This window comes from Ruoffia sp. FAM 20857 (assembly GCF_045528645.1).
Classification (GTDB): Bacteria; Bacillota; Bacilli; order Lactobacillales; family Aerococcaceae; genus Ruoffia; species Ruoffia halotolerans.
In genome coordinates, this window is the sequence record NZ_JBGQRB010000001.1 from 26,458 (window position 1) to 43,762 (window position 17,305).

The window sequence follows — 17,305 nt, forward strand, 5'->3', positions numbered from 1 at the left end:
GTGAAAATACATGAGCAGAGATATCGGAATCGACTTAGGTACTGCGAATGTTTTGATTCATCTTAAAGGTCGAGGGGTCATATTAAATGAACCTTCAGTCGTTGCTTTAGATAAGCAGACTCAAGAAGTCATCGCTATTGGTAATGAAGCGTATGAAATGATTGGTAGAACAGCAGATTCGATTGAAATCATAAAGCCATTAAAAGGTGGCGTGATTGCAGATTATGATATTGCAGAAGCACTTCTTGTACTTTTCTTTCAAAAAATCCACTCACAGAGATGGTTTACAAAGCCAAATGTACTTATTTGTCGACCATCGAATATAAGTGAGATTGAACAAACAGCACTTGTTGAAGCGATTGAAAAAGCAGGTGGCGGCAAGATTTTTATGGAAGAAGAGCCCAAAGTGGCGGGAGTTGGCGCTGGAATTGATTTACTAGATCCCTCAGGGAATATGGTTATTGATATCGGCGGTGGCACTTCTGATATTGCAATAATTTCAGGTGGCGACATTATTCAAAGTACATCATTAAAGATTGCTGGGGATGATTTTGACGCTAGTATAATTCAATACTTCAAAGATAAATACAAACTGCTCATTGGTGAACGGTCTGCGGAGCAAATTAAAATTGATTTAGCTTCAGCAGTGTTCATTGAGAATCAAGCTCAATTAGAGACTAAAACATTAAAAGGTCGAGATTTAGTTTCCGGACTACCAAAATCAATTAATGTCACATCGAACCAAATATATGAAGCAATTCATGAACAATTAGCTATGATAGCTAGAGCAGCTAAAGAACTGCTTGAAGACACGCAACCTGAAATTGCGTCTGATATTATGGAAAAAGGAATACTACTTACAGGCGGGGGAGCATTAATCGGTTCTATAGACGTTTTTCTATCCGAGTATTTAAATGTCTCTGCCATTCGTGCCAATCAACCTATGAGTTGTGTAGCGATAGGGACAGGTATTATGCTAGATTTAATTCAATCTGGTAAATTACAACGGACAAATCTATCTTGGCGACAAAAAGTCGCACGCTATTTCTCAAGATTGAAACGCCGTCTCATTGGATAAACTAACGATAGGGGATCGAAATATGTCAGATAAATATATTGAAGACAATGTTTTATTAACCGTCTTAAAAACACTTGGTAAAGTAATATTATTTTTATTATTTATCGTTTTGTTTTTCGTTATTGGTTTATTTATTGGATATTCCATTATAGGTGACGGAAATTACTGGGAAGTGTTAAATCAAGATACATGGCAACATATTCTTGACTTTATAAGATGACAGAATATTTCAAATAAACAAATGAATTGATCGAATGATAAATCAAAGGTTTTTAACACACTAGGTCTAATCAGTGTAAAAGTTAGCTCATGATTTTCATTCGATTTTTTTATTTTAAAAGATTCGGTTTATCCTTTTAGAAATGATTAAAGTTGCTTGTCAAATTGTGTATAATTAAGGGACTGAGAAATAAAGCAAATTAAGCTGAAAGTGGAGGTGTTTTAATGACAAATGAGTTCGTGTTATCGGAATTACTTTTATATATTGTTCCAGTAATCATTATTTTTGTTGTTCAAAAGTACTTGAAATCATATTTGAAGTTTTTTGATAAGTATCCATTGAATTTAGCTATTTTGCTATTACCACTTTGGTTGACATTAATTCATCTTTTTTCAAAATTAATCTTTGGTTTTAGTCTGATCGCATTCATACTTTTTATAACGGCATTTGCCCTAGGTTTGCAATTATATGACTATATCAAACGCATTGATATGTTTACTTTTCAAGAATACTATATGCCTGCTAGTCAATTAATATCCAAAATGTTTTCAGCTTTCTTAGTTGGTTTAGTCCTTTTAAGAGCTTATACATACTTTTAGTAGGAAAATACCCCCACTAATCTTCCACTCGCCCACACCTTTAACAAAGGTTGATAATAAGCTGTTTAGAGCCGTTACTCGAAAGAGTTTCGGCTCTTTTTTTGTTTAAATTTGGTAAATAGTGGTACGAAGTGGAGGGATGTGGTAGAATGAAATTAACTAAAATGGAGGAGGTGTAATAGTCGTGCTCATTGGTGAATATCAACATAATATTGACGTAAAAGGGCGACTGATTATGCCAGCAAAATTCCGTCCAGATTTAGGTCATAACTTTATTATTACTCGTGGTTTAGACGGATGTTTATTCGGCTATCCACTCGAAAATTGGGAAACTATTGAAGAAAAATTACAACAATTACCTTTAGCAAAAAAAGATGCACGTAAATTTACTCGTTTCTTTTACTCAGCTGCCACTGAAGTAGAAGTAGATAAGCAAGGGCGAATAAATTTACCTAAAACACTTATAGACTTCGCTAAAATCGATAAGAGCTGTCGTGTGATCGGCGTATCAGATCGTATCGAGATTTGGAGTAGCGAACGTTGGGAAGAATTTGCAGATAGTATTGAAGAAGATTTTGAGGATATCGCAGAAGACATGATTGATTTTGGATTTTAGAAACGGGGGGATTATGAATGTCATTTGAACATGAGACAGTTCTATTGCATGAAACAATTGATATGTTAGAGATTAATCCGAATGGAACTTATGTAGATTGCACCTTGGGGGGAGCAGGTCACGCTAAGTATTTATTATCTCAATTATCAGAACGCGGACATTTATATGCCTTTGATCAGGATATGACAGCCATTGACAATGCAAAAGTTGTATTAGCAGAAGAGATAGAAGTAGGTAAAGTAACTTTTATTCATCGTAATTTTAGAGAAATCGAGCAAGGTTTAGCAGAATATAATATTGATTATGTTGACGGTATTTATTATGACTTAGGGGTTTCATCTCCACAATTAGATATTGCTGAACGTGGTTTTAGTTACCATCAAGAAGCACGTTTAGATATGAGAATGGATCAAACTCAAGAACTTAGTGCTTACGAAGTTGTGAATGAGTGGGATTTCAATGATTTAATAAGAATTATTAGTCGTTATGGGGAAGAGAAGTTTGCGAAGAGAATTACTCGAGCCATTGAATCAGAAAGAGAAAAAGCACCGATTGAAACGACAACACAATTAAGTGAAATTGTGAAGTTAGCTATACCGGCTGCAACTAGAAGAACAGGTGGACATCCTGCTAAACGAACTTTTCAGGCAATTCGTATCGCTGTGAATGATGAATTAGGCGCACTCGAGGAATCACTGGAAGCAGGGTTGAAATTATTAAAAGTTGGTGGACGTATGAGTGTTATCTCATTCCACTCTTTAGAAGACCGTTTAGTCAAACAGTTATATAGAGAGAAGTCAACGCCACCAGAAACACCACCTAATTTACCAGTACTGCCAGCAGAGCAACAACCGGAATATAAGTTTATTAACCGAAAACCAGTTACTGCTGACTCTGAAGAATTAGAACATAATAATCGAGCTCGAAGTGCAAAACTTAGAGTCATCGAACGTACGACAATTAAAGAATAGATTTAAAGGATTTAGGAGGCCTCGGATGTCAGAACTATTAGAAAAGGCAAATTATAATGAAGAGCAATATTTTGAACGGAAATTAGGAAATCATTATGATAATTCTCAATCTGTTGCCTCGCCAAACTATAGTGTACCAGCAAGTGATCAACCATTTGAAGAACAAGAAAATAATGTTTCCAAAAAGAAAAGAAAACTATCTAAATTTGAAACAATCTGGTTATCTCTTTGTAGTATAATAGCCGTTGGAGCAATCATGGCTAGTTTCTTTATTAGAGTGGATATTATTGAGCAACAACGTTCAATCAATAATTTAGAAGATTCTATTACAGAATACCGTTCTAATACTGATATTTTAAATAGTCAAATTACTGACCAATTCAATTATCAACAAATTAAAGAAGCAGCGGATAGCAACAATATGACTATTGAGAAAGACAGAGTTAGGACTGTTGAGAGATGAGCGAAAAACAAAGCAATCATTCTAATTTAAATATATTATTATTAATAGGCGTCGCAGCTATAACATTTATTTTGTTAGGTGCACGCTTCTTTCAATTAAACGTAACACAGTCTTCGCATGGTGAGGATTTAGTAGAATATATCGAAGATTCACAAGACCCAAGAAGTAGTATCATCGAAGCAAAACGTGGCACGATTTATGACATTAAAGGTCAGCCGATTGCGATTGATACTACTTCTTATTCCATGTATGCAGTATTGCAAGGGGGTAATGGCTACGACGCAGTTGAAGACAGGGATTACACTGCTAAAGTATTAAGTAATTATATTGATATGACCCGTGATGAGGTCTTGGATATACTATTAAACTATGAGGCGATTCAAGTTGAATTTGGTACAGCGGGTAGTAATATGAGTCAAGAAACTCGCGATGCCATTGAAGAAGAGGATTTACCAGGAGTTTATTTTGTAAGTCAAAGTTCCAGACAATACGTGAACGATTACTTCAGTTCACATCTGATAGGCTATGCGTCGAAGCAAGAACAGAATAATTCTTGGATGCCGACAGCGGATATCTTAACTGGGCAAATCGGAATTGAATCAGCTTATGATGCTGAATTAAGTGGGCAAAACACCATTGAAAATAATCCTGACCTGGTTGAAAGAACGCGAACATTATTGGGTGAAGATATTTATCTAACTTTAGATAGCCGACTCCAACATTATATGGAAGAGTTACTTGATTATTCATATAATAAGTATCAACCTGAAGAGATGAGTGCTTATTTGGTCGAAGTTGAGACTGGTAAGTTATTAACAGCTGCTCAAAGACCGACATTTAAGTTGAATACTCGTGAAGGAATTGAGACGCAATGGACCAACCAATTGGTTGAAGAAGTTTATGAGCCAGGTTCAACCATGAAGATATTAACACAAGGAACAGCTTATGATATGGGCGTTTATAAACCCGATGAATTAGTTGAGACCGGTTCAACAGAAATTGAAGATGTGACGGTTCGAGACTATAACTTGTACGGTTGGGGACCGATTACTTTTGATGAAGGATTATCTAGATCAAGTAATGTGACAATTGTCGAATTAATTCGCCGTATCGGCATAGATAAATGGACGACTCAATTATCTGAATTTGGTTTCGGTCAAACAACGGGATCAGGATTGGCAAATGAAGCAACAGGAACAGTAGAGTTTGATAATCCGGTTTCTGCAACCATGTCTGGTTTCGGACAAGGATTTGCGACAACACCCATTCAATTATTGCAAGCATTCACTTCGATTGCTAACGATGGGAAAATGATGAAAATTCAATACCTTAACGGCATTGGAGAGAATGATGAATTTCAACCAATTGAGGTTAATCAACCAATCTCAGAAGAAGCAGCTGACCATATCGTTGATTTAATGGTTAATACTGTGAATGAAGATTATGGTACAGCTCAAGAATATAGTGTGCCTGGCGTTCAGATAGCAGCTAAAACAGGTACGGCACAAATTGCCAATCCAGATGGCTTAGGTTATTTAGAAGGTGCCAATGATTATTATTTCTCAGTTGTTTCATTTTTCCCGGCCGAGGATCCGAAATATATGTTGTATTTCTCAATGAAACGACCAACCAATGATCATAATTTAATGGGATCGCAAATATTAGCTGAGATATTTAGACCTTTTGTGGAATATGTATCAGTTTATGAATAGAAAGTAGGACTACGATGGAACAAAAAGAATTAATAAACGTATTATATGATGCACATATAATTAATACGCAGTATTTAGAAACTGAAGTGTCTAGTTTAGTAAATGATACGCGTAAAGTAGAAAATAATTCATGCTTTATTGCTATCAAAGGCGAGAACTTTGATGGGCATCAAGCGATTGAAGACGTAATTAACAAGGGAGCAAAATTAATCATTGTTGAAGATTTGCCCCAAGAGCCAGAGCAACTTGATGCAACCATCGTGCAAGTAACATCAACTTTCCGTACTCAAGCGATACTTGCAAACCAATATTACAATGAACCGTCAACAAAGCTAAATGTTGTTGCGGTAACTGGGACTAATGGGAAGACAACAACGAGTAATATGATTAGTCAATTACTCGAAAGTCTCGATCGTAAGACAGGTGTGATTGGAACCTTGCATTATAAAGTAGGGGACAAATATTATCCTGCAGTAAATACAACACCGAATGCTTTAGAGATGCAGAGATTATTCAATGAAATGGTTGAAACAGGCTGTGAAGATGCTATCATTGAGGCGTCTTCTCACGCATTAGCTTTAGGACGCTTATCGTTTACTGATATTGATTGTGCCATCTTTACGAATTTAACACGAGAACATTTGGACTTCCATTCAACTATGGAAGGTTATGCAAATGCGAAAAGTCTTTTGTTTAGTCATTTAGGACAAAGTTTCCATAATGACCGACCAAGACTTGCAATATTAAATATGGATGATCCATACCATACGACGATGGCAGAAGTAACTAGTGCCGATATTGTGACATATAGTTTAGAGCATCCTCAAGCTACAGCTTATGCACATTCAATTACTGAGAAAAATGGTAAGACTGAATTTATTATTGATTACAAAAAAGAGTCATTTACAGTAGAAATACCGATGCGTGGATCTTACAACGTTTCGAATTATTTGGCAGCATTTTTAACATTGAGTAAATATTACCAATATACAATAGATGATATTCTGAAAGCGACTCAAGATTTTACTGGTGTCACTGGACGTATGCAAGTTGTTGATGAAGGACAAGATTTCGAAGTGATTGTTGACTTTGCACATTCACCCGATGCACTTGAACGAGTAATGCAAGAACTCATTGAACATAAAACAGATGATCAAAAACTCATTGCCTTGATGGGACATAGTGGCGGAAACCGCGATAGTGGGATGCGGAAACCATTAGGAGATATCTTATTTAAGTATGCGGATGAAATTGTATTCACTGCTGACAATCCAAGGTTTGAGCCAGTAGAAAAAATTGTCAATGAAATGATTGGTTTACATCATAATGATAATAAACCTTATTCAATTATAAAAGATAGAGTAGTAGCAGTACAACAAGCCATTGACATTGCTCAAAAAAATGATATTGTCTTATTCGCGGGTAAAGGTGGAGAACCTTACCAAGTCATTGGAAACGACAATATACCTTACGATGAAGTGCAAACAGTTATTGATGCTATCCATCGTAAACAGTTATAAAAACTAAGGAGTGAACGAAAAATTGAATATTATCTTACCAATCGTGACTAGTTTTTTATTAACAGTCATTGCGATGCCTTTTTTCATCCAATACTTTAATAAAAAGAAACTAGGTCAAACAACACGGGAAGATGGCCCATTATGGCATGAAGTAAAAACTGGGACACCAACTATGGGAGGAACAGTATTTATCCTAGCTATTTTATTTGCGATGTTAATCTTTGGCTTTATCCAAACGTCTTACTCAGGTGAGTTCTGGATGATTTGGCTAGCGTTCTTATTATTTGGAGCCATTGGTTTTATTGATGATTTTATAAGTATTTTCAAAAAAAGAAATGAAGGGTTAACTGCTAAACAGAAGTTTTTAACACAATTATTATTTGCTTTTGTTATTGCATTAATTGCCATGGTAACAAATCAACATATTTTCATACCATTTTTTGGTTTTGAAATCTCTAACATTCTGTTAGTAGGATTATTCATGTTTATCTGGATTACTGGCTTTTCAAATGCAGTGAATTTAACGGACGGTTTAGATGGTTTAGCGACCGGCTTAAATATTATTGCGTATGGCGCGTATTACTTTATCGCCGCAGCTGAAGGGAACTCAACTGTAGCAACAGCTTCATTGATTGTAGTTGGATCGTTAGTTGGATTTTTAATCTTTAATCGTAAACCAGCGAAGATTTTTATGGGGGACGTTGGTTCACTTGCCTTAGGAGCAGGACTGGCAGTGATGTCATCCGTACTTAATAATCCATGGAGTTTATTAATTATTGGTTTTGTCTTTGTAGTTGAAACAGTAAGTGTTATGCTTCAAGTATTATCCTTCAAGACTCGAGGAAAAAGAATATTTAAGATGGCACCAATTCACCACCATTTCGAAATGCTTGGTTGGAGTGAATCAAAAGTGGTAAATGTATTTTGGGCTGTCGGATTAATTAGTGCATTGATTGCATTATTTATCTTTTAATAGGGAGCGATTTTTAGAATGGGAACGAACGAGAATTTATCAGACAAAGAAATACTAGTGTTAGGCTACGCAAGAACAGGGAAAAGTGTAGCTGAGTTCCTAGTTAAACAACAAGCAAATGTAACGATTAATGACCGAGGGGATCTATCACAAGACCCGTCGGTTACTTTGCTTTTAGAAGATGGCGTCCAAATCGTCGATGGTGGGCATCCTTTAGAACTCTTTGATAAGTATTTTGATATGATTATCAAAAACCCCGGGATTCCTTATTCAATTCCTTTTTTACAAAAAGCGATTGAAAAAAACATCCCAATTTATACAGATGTTGAGCTTGCTTCAAGATTTAGTAAGGCATCGATCATAGGTATTACAGGTAGTAATGGTAAAACAACGACAACAAGTTTACTGAGAGAATTATTAACTGAAAGAGAAAAAGGGAATGCTTACCTTGCTGGAAATATTGGCATCCCAACTTTAGATGTTATTGATCAAGCGACAAAAGATGATGACATCGTCATGGAATTATCTAGTTTCCAATTAGCTGGAACTGAACAATTTCACGCTGAAATTGCGGTCATTACCAATATTTATGAAGCTCATTTGGACTATCATCGTACACGTGAAGAATATGCCAAAGCCAAATTAAAGATTTTAGCCAATCAAACACAGGATGACCAAATCGTATATCGTTATGATAATGCTGAATTACATCATTGGGTTAAAGAATTTAAAGGGCAACTTATTCCATTCTCAATTGAAATAATCGATGAGTTTGTCCGATCGCATGGTGCTTATGTTGAAGGTGAATGGATATACTTTAAAGAAGAGCAAATTATACCATTATCAGATATTCAAATTCCTGGTAGCCATAATGTCGAGAATGTCCTAGCGGCTGTGGCAGTTGCAAAAATAAAAGGCATTTCGAACCAAGAAATTTCTAACATAGTCAGAGAGTACAAAGGGATGCGTCATAGAATTCAGCCGGTAGCTAATGTCAGTGGACGAAGTTTCTACAATGATTCAAAAGCTACCAATATTACCGCTACGATTACTGCTTTAAATAGTTTCAAGCAACCCATTCGATTTATTGGTGGTGGCTTAGATCGTGGTAATGAATTTGATGAGTTAATACCCTTTCTTAAGAACGTATCAGGAGCTTATCTTTACGGTGAAACCAAAGACAAAATGGCAAAAGCCTTTAAAGCTGCGGGCGTTAACTCGATTGAAATTTTTGATGATTTAGTAGAAGCTACATCAAAAGCTTACCGTGAAGCAAGACAAGGTGAAGTCGTCTTATTATCACCAAGCTGTGCGAGCTGGGATCAATATCAAAACTTTGAAATTCGTGGTGACGTTTATATCGATACCATTGAACAATTATTACTAGAAGAACCATATACGGATGAATAGGAGTATCATATTATGAAAATCAATCGAATCATCTTATCTGGTGGAGGGACTGGGGGACATATTTATCCAGCTCTTGCAATCTATAATCGAATGAAAGAACTCAATCCGGACTTAGAATGTTTATACATCGGTACAGACAAAGGTCTCGAAGCAAGTATTGTTCCAAAAGCGAATATTGACTTTAAATCCATTGAAATATCTGGTTTAAAACGCAGTTTATCGCTAGATAATATTAAAGTCGCTTGGCAAATGTTAACGAGCACACAAAAAGCGAAGAAATTAATCAAAGAATTTCAACCTGAATTAGTCATTGGAACTGGCGGTTTCGTATGTGCACCTGTCCTTTATGGGGCAACTCAATTAGGTATTCCGACACTGATTCATGAACAAAATAGTGTCGCAGGAGTAACTAATAAATTCTTAAGTCGCTTTGTAGATAAAGTTGCGACGTCTTTTTATGAAGTTGAGAATGACTTTGCAAAAGTCAGTCAAAAAGTGGCATTTACTGGAAACCCAAGAGGACAAGAAGTAACAAACTATGCTAAAGATGAGCATATTCTATCAAAAAATTATGGCTTTAATGATCAATTACCAACGGTACTAATATTTGGAGGTAGTCGTGGTGCGCCAGCTATTAATAAAGCAGCTGTAGAATCCATCGAAGACTTTGCTAAGAAAGAGTACCAGGTAATTATTGGGACAGGTTCAGTTCATCATTCAGAATGGATGAATTATATAGAAGACAACCAGATTAAAATACCTAATAATGTTAAAATAGTTCCATACATTGATAACATGCCAGCACTATTTCAAAGAATTGATCTAGTCGTTTGCAGAAGTGGTGCAACGACCTTAGCAGAATTGACAACACTTGGACTTCCTAGTATTTTAATTCCTAGTCCATATGTTACGAATAATCATCAAGAGATGAATGCCATAGCATTAGTGAATAATCAGGCTGCTGAAATGATAAAAGAAAGTCAACTTGACTCAAGTCAATTAGTTCATACGATTGACCGAATGATACTAGATCAAACAGCATTAAATGAAATGGCAGAAAATGCTAAAAAATTAGGTACGCCACATGCAATAGATGATATTATTAAATTAGTTGAATCTATTTAATAAATAATTAAGACTAAATATTTTCGAGGAGGTGAAAGCTATGAGTAATAATGAGCGGCGAGGAAATTATCGAACAGGGCCTCAAAATACGCCAAATAATCGGAAATCAAACAGTCCTGAAACAAGGCAATCTAGACCGGTAAACGAACCATCTCAACCGATTCGTGGAAACTATCGCATCGATAGTAATGGAAATCCGATTATACCAAAGCAAAGCGGCATAACAAATCGCGATGAACTTGAGCAAGATTATTTCAGTCGGACTCAACATACACAAGCTGAAGGGAACCGGAACCGAGAAGAACAGTATCAACCGAATCAAGTTATTCATCCGATACCTCCTCAGTCAGGTCCTGTTCAACAGCGACGAGTATATCAAATGGATGAGTACAGACGCGATCAGAATGAATCTAATAGTCGTGCGAATCAACCAAATAGTCGAAACTTTGACGAACCCCAATCAAACACTCGTGAGAGAGCAACTAGACAGCAAAATCAGAATTTGAATCAAAGGCGAAATCAAAATCTGAACAGAAATCAGAACTTTAATCGAAATTACTCTGGCAATAAACCTTCTCGAAGAAACCAACCTCAAGGTAGTCGAACCAATTGGTATTATAACTTGCACCAAAAGGTCAATAGACAGATGAACAAGAGTTCTAATGCGACCCTGCCAGAGGGTAAGACTGTACTATTTGCGGTTTTTGCATTAATATACCTAACAATGCTAGTGACGGGTTGGAAATTAATGCCGTTTAATAAAGTGAATAATTTAGTCGTCACGGGAACCGAGCTTGTTCCGAAAACGTTTGTAAAAGGATCGTCTCGAATATATAAATTCGATGAAGTAGATGAAGTAATGAGCCAAAGACAAGAGATTGAAGCGACAATTAAAGAGGAAAATCCTTTAATTGAAAGTGTCGTATTTAATCGACCTGATTGGAAACAATTAGAAATTAATGTCGTCGAACATGACCTTGTGGGGTTAATTAACCAAGATGGTTACCATCCAGTCTTGAATAACGGTGAGATTCTGAATGTATCCGGAAACCAAGAATTAGCAAATATAGCCAATGAAGCATTACCAGAATTAATCGGCTTCGATACAAGTGGTAAACTGACGGAAGTTGCACAAGGTTTACGTCAAATTGATCCAAATATATTAGCTATGATGGAGACCGTTACTTCCGCTGATGACGAAAATAAACCGAACGCCATAGTTGTTGAAATGGAAGATGGAAATACCATAAATGCCATAATTTCGACTTTTGCTCAAAAAGTACAATATTATCCGGATATTATAAGACAATTAGACGGGCAAACCGGAGTGATTAATTTTGAAGTCGGTGCATACTTCACACCAGCAGAAAATTCTGCTAATAGTGTCAAACTTGATAATAATTAAGATAAGTTATATGTAATTATTTTTACATTTATCTTTTTTTCTTCTATTAAAATGAAGTTTGTGCTAATATAGGTAATGTGAAATTGAAGAAAATTAAACAAAATATAGAAAAATAATTAGCCAGAAGGGGGTTAATACCTAAATGAGAAATCAAGAAATTTTTGTTAGTTTAGATATTGGTACGACCTCAATTAAAGTCGTTGTCGCTGAGTATATTAATGGAAATATTAATATTATCGGTGTGGGAAATGAAAAATCACGTGGATTGAGTCGTGGGGTTATCGTCGATATAGATGATACAGTCAACTCGATTCAAAGAGCCATTTCTCAAGCAGAACGCAAAGCAAATGTAAAAATTAACGAAGTGATCGTTGGTGTTCCAAGTAATCAAATTATGGTAGAAGATTGCCACGGTATGATTGCTGTTGCCAGCGATAATAGAGAAATAACAGCCCTAGACGTTGAGAATGTAATCAATGCAGCTAAAGTTCGTTCAGTTCCTCCTGAAAGAGAGATTATTTCAATTATTCCTGAAGAATTTATCGTCGATGGATTCAATGGAATTAAAGATCCAAGAGGAATGATCGGGGTTCGCCTAGAACTTTATGCGCGCTTAATTACTGGACCTAGAACAATCATCCATAATATTCGACGCTGTGTTCAAAAAGCAGGTTTATCAATCAGTGAACTTGTCGTTCAACCAGAAGCAATTGCATCCGTAGCCTTATCAGCAGATGAGCGAGAGTTCGGAACAGTGGTTGTTGATATGGGTGGTGGCCAATCAAGTGCATCAATTATGTACGACGGCCAAATGAAATATTCATTCGTGGATCAAGAGGGTGGAGATTTCGTTACAAAAGATATCTCAGTTATTCTAAACACGTCACTTGATTCTGCTGAACGAATCAAACGTGAATATGGCTTTGCTATCGCAAGTCAAACTACTGACGATGAGTACTTCCCAGTTGAAACAGTTGGAAAGAAAGAACCTGTCCGGGTAGATGAACATTATCTTGCTGAAATCATCGAAGCGCGTTTAGTGCAAATCTTTGAAACATTATATGAAGAATTGAATCGTGTCGATGGACTTGATTTACCTGGAGGGTATGTCCTGACAGGTGGAGCTGTGTCTTTACCAGGGGTCTTAGATTTGGCTAAACGATACTTTGGAAGCAAAGTTCGCTTATTTATTCCTGAAGAAATGGGAATGCGTAATCCAATCTATACAACAAGCCTTGGAATGATCGAATATGCTGCAAATCTTGATGATGTGCATCGAATTGCTCAAGGAACTTTTGCAGTTCCTTCACAAGCTGCCCCAAGACAATCTATGCCGCCACAAGGTGGACAAAGACGTCCGGCACCATCTAGTGGCCGTAACCAAGGGCAAGCGGCACGAGGTCAACAATCAGGTGACTTGTTCGGCGGTCAACGTCGTCAACCAGCTAACGAGACAAACCAAATGGCAAACGACCAACGCACGATGCCAGACACTATGCCTAGTTCAAATCAACAAGATGATTATCAACAATATAATTCATTTGATGACGACTATCGTTATGAAGATGCGGCATACTATGATGACTATTCGCAAGATGAAGAAGCGAATAACTATTCAGAGCCTGTTACTGATCAAAGTAATGGGAATGGCATAACGGCAAAAGTCCGTGACTTTTTCCAAACATTTTTTGATTAAGACTTGATAGATAAACAGGAGGAATATAAATGGAATTATCATTCGATTCAACAATGGGATATGAAGGCGCAGTAATTAAAGTAATTGGTGTAGGTGGTGCAGGTGGAAATGCCGTTAATCGTATGATTAAAGATGAAGTTCAAGGTGTTGAATTCATTGTTGCAAATACGGATACTCAAGCATTACAAGGTTCAGATGCTGAAATCAAAATCCAATTAGGCCCAAAAGTAACTAAAGGGTTAGGTGCAGGTTCATTACCTGAAATTGGACTTAAAGCAGCTGAAGAAAGTGAAGAGCAAATTCGCGAAGTACTAGAAGGAGCAGACTTAGTGTTTGTTACTGCTGGTATGGGTGGAGGTACTGGTACTGGTGCTGCACCGGTCGTGGCTAAGATTGCTAAAGACTTAGGCGCTTTAACTGTAGGTGTTGTAACGCGTCCATTTACTTTTGAAGGACCAAAACGTGGACGCTTTGCAGCTGAAGGATTGAAAAACTTAAAAGACGCGGTTGATACATTAGTAATTATCTCAAACAACCGTTTATTAGAAATTGTAGACCGTAAAACTCCAATGTTAGAAGCATTCAGTGAAGCAGATAATGTTTTACGTCAAGGTGTACAAGGTATCTCTGATTTAATTACAGCACCAGGTTACGTAAACTTAGACTTTGCTGACGTGAAAACTGTAATGAAGGATCAAGGAACTGCATTAATGGGTGTAGGCCAATCTTCAGGTGAGAACCGTACGGCTGAAGCAACTAAGAAAGCTATCTCATCACCATTATTAGAAGTATCTATTGATGGTGCAGAACAAATCTTATTAAACATTACAGGTGGAGAAGACTTAAGCTTGTTCGAAGCACAAGATGCAAGTGATATTGTTGCCAATGCATCAAGTGGTGATGTAAACATTATCTTCGGTACGTCAATCAATAATGATTTAGGTGACGAAGTTATTGTTACTGTAATCGCAACTGGTATTGAGAATGAGAAGACTGATCGTAATAAAATGAGCACACCACCAAGACGCTCATTCAATACACCGTCATCTTCAGCAGAATCAACTCAACCAGCTCAAAGTCTACAACAACCAGATTCACCAAGCCAATCAAACGAACCAACACCACGTCGTCAACAAAAGCGTGATTTATTCAGTGATTGGGACATAAATAGAGAAACAAACACACGTGACGTTGATACAACTGAAGCAGACTCTAAACCTAAACGTCAATTTGAACGTCCAAATACGGATGGATCTGGAAGTCGTCAAAGTGAAGTAAATGATTCAGATGAATTAGATACGCCACCATTTTTCCGTAAACGTCATCGTTAATAAAGAGTTAGGATGCTAAGGCATCAAAATAATAGAGGAATCAGTATTGGTTCCTCTTTTTATTTATCAATAAGTAAAAATTTATGTTATAATTCATAAGATAAGAATTTAAGGGAGTGTTATAGTTGGGCCTTTTGAGCTTAGTTTCTAATTTATTTCAGGCATATACACTGGTTTTAGTCGTATACGCACTACTATCATGGTTACCAGGTGCCCGTGAAAGTGCCTTAGGACAATTTATTGTTAAATTAGCACGACCATATTTGGATATATTTGATCGATTCATCCCGCCATTAGGGGGCATTAGTTTCAATGTTATTATTGCGATTTTTGTTTTACGATTTATCCGAGATGGTTTAATCTGGATATTGGCAGCAATATTATTTTAAAAATGTGGTGAATTAAATGTCAGATGATATATATCAACATTATCGACCCGAAGAGCAACCGTTTATTGATAAAGTATTCGGTTGGATAGATCAAGTAGATTTAACTTATGCGCCTTATACAACTGTATTTTTAACCCCGCGAGAGAAGATGATTGTTGAACAACTTGTCGCAAGCCGAGATGAGATTTCAGTTATTTTCAGAGGTGGTTATGAAGGTGCGGAACGTAAACAAGCCTGTATTTATCCGCAGTATTATGAACCGAATGATGAAGATTTTACGATCGTTCTATTCAACATTAAGTATCCAGAAAAATTTGGAAATTTAACGCATGGTAGAATTCTTGGAACTTTTATTTCAACTGGAATTGAAAGAGAGCGCATTGGGGATATTATTACAGATGGAACGAATTGGCATGCACTCGTTGATGCATCAATTAGTGACTATTTGAAAACTCAAGTGACTAAAATCGCGAATGTTGGAGTTCAATTGGAAGAGTTATCATTTGATGATATATTAACCTCACAAGAACAATGGGAAGTAAAGCATGTAATTTCTAGCTCTTTACGGCTTGACACTTTATTAAGCAAAGTCTATAATTTTTCTAGACAGCGTGCGAAAAATTCAGTCTCACAAGGTGATGTGAAAGTGAATTTCGTTCCAATGGAGAGACCTGACATTGAGATTGGTATCAATGATATCATTTCATTACGTAAGTTTGGACGCTTCTGGATCAATGATATTGAGGGTATGACTAAGAAAGATAATTATCGATTAAACGTCAATGTACTTTTAAAGTAAATTACATAACTTGAATATATTTGAAAGGATTTGTAAATTCATGGTATTAACACCTAACGAAATATTAAATAAAGAATTTAATTCGAAGTTTCGCGGATATGACTCAGATCAGGTTAATGATTATTTAGATATAATTGTTGCGGACTTTGAAAAGATGATTGCGGAGAACAACGAACTTAAGAAAGACTTAGCAGCATCAAAAGAAAAAAATGAGTACTTTGCACAATTGCAAGACTCATTAAACAGTTCGATTGTAGTCGCTCAAGAAGCAGCAGATCGCTTGAAACAAAACGCTCGTAAAGAAGCAGAACTTATCTTATTCGAAGCTGAAAGAGAAGCGGATCGTATGATTAATAACGCGTCTGATACAGCTAAAAATATTGTTACTGAATCTGATGCATTACGTCGCTCAAGCAAATCTTACCGCACTAAATTAGAGCAAATGATTCGCCAACAACTTGAAGTTGTAACGAGTGAAGAGTATCATAGATTATTTGATGAAGAGATTGAATCACAATTTAATCCTGATCACTTCCATGAAGCAACAAATCAACGTGTAAATCAACGCGTAGATCGACTTGAAGAAGAGAACAGTGCTGATTTTAATGCAGCGCATGAAATTACAAATGATCGCTTTGTTGAAGAAGAAATCAAAAACGCGCCAGCACCTACTCCAGAAGTAGATTATCCGGCAACTATTGGTGTAGCTGATCATGAAGATACTGAAGCGACACGAGTTGATTTAAATCTTGATGAGTTATTAAATAATGTTGAGCCAGAAGAGCAAGAAGTTGATTCTAGACACGCAGAATTAGAAGCGATGATTGATGAAGAAGCACAAGCTGAAGCTGAACGCGAAAAACGTGCAGCTCAACGTCGTGAAAGTGTATTAGGACAAACAATTAGAATTGAATTACCAAAAGATTAATAAGAACAAGTTAATCATAGGATACTTTTAGCGAGTCAAGAGTGGTGAAAGCTTGGCAGTCCCTCCTTTG

The 17,305-nt window shown here is 36.5% G+C and carries 17 protein-coding genes and 1 other annotated feature (1 of these 18 cut by a window edge); all 17 genes read left to right on the forward strand.

Features of this window, described 5'->3' with window-relative positions; translation table 11 throughout:
- The first annotated feature begins 10 nt into the window (after window positions 1–10).
- The 17 genes from ACEN4N_RS00130 to ACEN4N_RS00210 all read left to right on the forward strand — a co-directional run bounded on the left by ACEN4N_RS00130 (window position 11) and on the right by ACEN4N_RS00210 (window position 17,235).
- Window positions 11–1,078 carry a rod shape-determining protein gene (locus ACEN4N_RS00130; RefSeq protein ID WP_407089756.1) on the forward strand — a complete coding sequence of 356 codons (1,068 nt, stop codon included), beginning with the start codon at window positions 11–13 and terminating at the stop codon, window positions 1,076–1,078.
- Between the two features lie 22 nt (window positions 1,079–1,100).
- On the forward strand, window positions 1,101–1,298 hold the full coding sequence (locus ACEN4N_RS00135; RefSeq protein ID WP_218931105.1) for a DNA-directed RNA polymerase subunit beta: 198 nt from the start codon (window positions 1,101–1,103) through the stop codon (window positions 1,296–1,298).
- A gap of 224 nt (window positions 1,299–1,522) precedes the next feature.
- Window positions 1,523–1,897 carry a hypothetical protein gene (locus ACEN4N_RS00140; protein WP_407089757.1) on the forward strand — a complete coding sequence of 125 codons (375 nt, stop codon included), beginning with the start codon at window positions 1,523–1,525 and terminating at the stop codon, window positions 1,895–1,897.
- A gap of 184 nt (window positions 1,898–2,081) precedes the next feature.
- A complete protein-coding gene (gene mraZ / locus ACEN4N_RS00145; protein ID WP_407089758.1) occupies window positions 2,082–2,513 on the forward strand; it encodes a division/cell wall cluster transcriptional repressor MraZ in 432 nt (143 codons plus the stop codon).
- Window positions 2,514–2,530: 17 nt separating this feature from the next.
- Window positions 2,531–3,484, forward strand: a complete 954-nt coding sequence (rsmH, locus tag ACEN4N_RS00150; protein ID WP_407089759.1) for a 16S rRNA (cytosine(1402)-N(4))-methyltransferase RsmH — start codon at window positions 2,531–2,533, stop codon at window positions 3,482–3,484.
- A gap of 25 nt (window positions 3,485–3,509) precedes the next feature.
- On the forward strand, window positions 3,510–3,947 hold the full coding sequence (locus ACEN4N_RS00155) for a hypothetical protein (RefSeq protein ID WP_407089760.1): 438 nt from the start codon (window positions 3,510–3,512) through the stop codon (window positions 3,945–3,947).
- On the forward strand, window positions 3,944–5,659 hold the full coding sequence (locus tag ACEN4N_RS00160; RefSeq protein ID WP_407089761.1) for a peptidoglycan D,D-transpeptidase FtsI family protein: 1,716 nt from the start codon (window positions 3,944–3,946) through the stop codon (window positions 5,657–5,659). The genes ACEN4N_RS00155 and ACEN4N_RS00160 overlap by 4 nt, the downstream gene beginning before the upstream one ends.
- A gap of 14 nt (window positions 5,660–5,673) precedes the next feature.
- Complete coding sequence (locus ACEN4N_RS00165; protein ID WP_407089762.1) at window positions 5,674–7,179, forward strand: UDP-N-acetylmuramoyl-L-alanyl-D-glutamate--2,6-diaminopimelate ligase; 1,506 nt, start codon at window positions 5,674–5,676, stop codon at window positions 7,177–7,179.
- A gap of 22 nt (window positions 7,180–7,201) precedes the next feature.
- Entirely contained in the window at window positions 7,202–8,152 is a 951-nt protein-coding gene (gene mraY, locus ACEN4N_RS00170) for a phospho-N-acetylmuramoyl-pentapeptide-transferase (RefSeq protein WP_407093472.1), read from the forward strand.
- Window positions 8,153–8,170: 18 nt separating this feature from the next.
- The gene (gene murD / locus ACEN4N_RS00175; protein WP_407089763.1) at window positions 8,171–9,562 is read left to right on the forward strand and encodes a UDP-N-acetylmuramoyl-L-alanine--D-glutamate ligase; all 1,392 of its coding nucleotides are present in this window, start codon (window positions 8,171–8,173) and stop codon (window positions 9,560–9,562) included.
- 12 nt (window positions 9,563–9,574) lie between these two features.
- Window positions 9,575–10,687: an undecaprenyldiphospho-muramoylpentapeptide beta-N-acetylglucosaminyltransferase gene (gene murG / locus ACEN4N_RS00180; RefSeq protein ID WP_407089764.1), complete on the forward strand. Its 1,113-nt coding sequence runs from the start codon at window positions 9,575–9,577 to the stop codon at window positions 10,685–10,687.
- A 40-nt stretch (window positions 10,688–10,727) separates the two neighbouring features.
- Window positions 10,728–12,092 (forward strand): cell division protein FtsQ/DivIB, encoded by a 1,365-nt coding sequence (locus ACEN4N_RS00185; protein WP_407089765.1) that lies wholly within the window; start codon window positions 10,728–10,730, stop codon window positions 12,090–12,092.
- 142 nt (window positions 12,093–12,234) lie between these two features.
- The gene (gene ftsA / locus ACEN4N_RS00190) at window positions 12,235–13,788 is read left to right on the forward strand and encodes a cell division protein FtsA (RefSeq protein ID WP_407089766.1); all 1,554 of its coding nucleotides are present in this window, start codon (window positions 12,235–12,237) and stop codon (window positions 13,786–13,788) included.
- Between the two features lie 29 nt (window positions 13,789–13,817).
- On the forward strand, window positions 13,818–15,119 hold the full coding sequence (gene ftsZ / locus ACEN4N_RS00195; protein WP_407089767.1) for a cell division protein FtsZ: 1,302 nt from the start codon (window positions 13,818–13,820) through the stop codon (window positions 15,117–15,119).
- 125 nt (window positions 15,120–15,244) lie between these two features.
- A complete protein-coding gene (locus tag ACEN4N_RS00200; protein WP_197104550.1) occupies window positions 15,245–15,508 on the forward strand; it encodes a YggT family protein in 264 nt (87 codons plus the stop codon).
- 16 nt (window positions 15,509–15,524) lie between these two features.
- Entirely contained in the window at window positions 15,525–16,307 is a 783-nt protein-coding gene (locus tag ACEN4N_RS00205; RefSeq protein ID WP_407093473.1) for an RNA-binding protein, read from the forward strand.
- A gap of 40 nt (window positions 16,308–16,347) precedes the next feature.
- Entirely contained in the window at window positions 16,348–17,235 is an 888-nt protein-coding gene (locus ACEN4N_RS00210; RefSeq protein ID WP_407089768.1) for a DivIVA domain-containing protein, read from the forward strand.
- Window positions 17,223–17,305 (forward strand) — a binding site (T-box leader); it runs 139 nt beyond the window's last position. Its footprint overlaps the gene before it by 13 nt.

What these genes read in the sequence shown, in the direction of transcription:
- murD (WP_407089763.1), top strand. Translation starts at nt 8,171, where the DNA reads ATGGGAACGAACGAGAATTTATCAGACAAAGAAATACTAGTGTTAGGC.
- ACEN4N_RS00155 (WP_407089760.1), top strand. Translation starts at nt 3,510, where the DNA reads ATGTCAGAACTATTAGAAAAGGCAAATTATAATGAAGAGCAATATTTT.
- ftsZ (WP_407089767.1), top strand. Translation starts at nt 13,818, where the DNA reads ATGGAATTATCATTCGATTCAACAATGGGATATGAAGGCGCAGTAATT.
- ACEN4N_RS00135 (WP_218931105.1), top strand. Translation starts at nt 1,101, where the DNA reads ATGTCAGATAAATATATTGAAGACAATGTTTTATTAACCGTCTTAAAA.
- ACEN4N_RS00210 (WP_407089768.1), top strand. Translation starts at nt 16,348, where the DNA reads ATGGTATTAACACCTAACGAAATATTAAATAAAGAATTTAATTCGAAG.
- ACEN4N_RS00185 (WP_407089765.1), top strand. Translation starts at nt 10,728, where the DNA reads ATGAGTAATAATGAGCGGCGAGGAAATTATCGAACAGGGCCTCAAAAT.
- ACEN4N_RS00205 (WP_407093473.1), top strand. Translation starts at nt 15,525, where the DNA reads ATGTCAGATGATATATATCAACATTATCGACCCGAAGAGCAACCGTTT.
- murG (WP_407089764.1), top strand. Translation starts at nt 9,575, where the DNA reads ATGAAAATCAATCGAATCATCTTATCTGGTGGAGGGACTGGGGGACAT.
- ACEN4N_RS00130 (WP_407089756.1), top strand. Translation starts at nt 11, where the DNA reads ATGAGCAGAGATATCGGAATCGACTTAGGTACTGCGAATGTTTTGATT.
- ACEN4N_RS00140 (WP_407089757.1), top strand. Translation starts at nt 1,523, where the DNA reads ATGACAAATGAGTTCGTGTTATCGGAATTACTTTTATATATTGTTCCA.
- ACEN4N_RS00165 (WP_407089762.1), top strand. Translation starts at nt 5,674, where the DNA reads ATGGAACAAAAAGAATTAATAAACGTATTATATGATGCACATATAATT.
- ACEN4N_RS00160 (WP_407089761.1), top strand. Translation starts at nt 3,944, where the DNA reads ATGAGCGAAAAACAAAGCAATCATTCTAATTTAAATATATTATTATTA.
- rsmH (WP_407089759.1), top strand. Translation starts at nt 2,531, where the DNA reads ATGTCATTTGAACATGAGACAGTTCTATTGCATGAAACAATTGATATG.
- ftsA (WP_407089766.1), top strand. Translation starts at nt 12,235, where the DNA reads ATGAGAAATCAAGAAATTTTTGTTAGTTTAGATATTGGTACGACCTCA.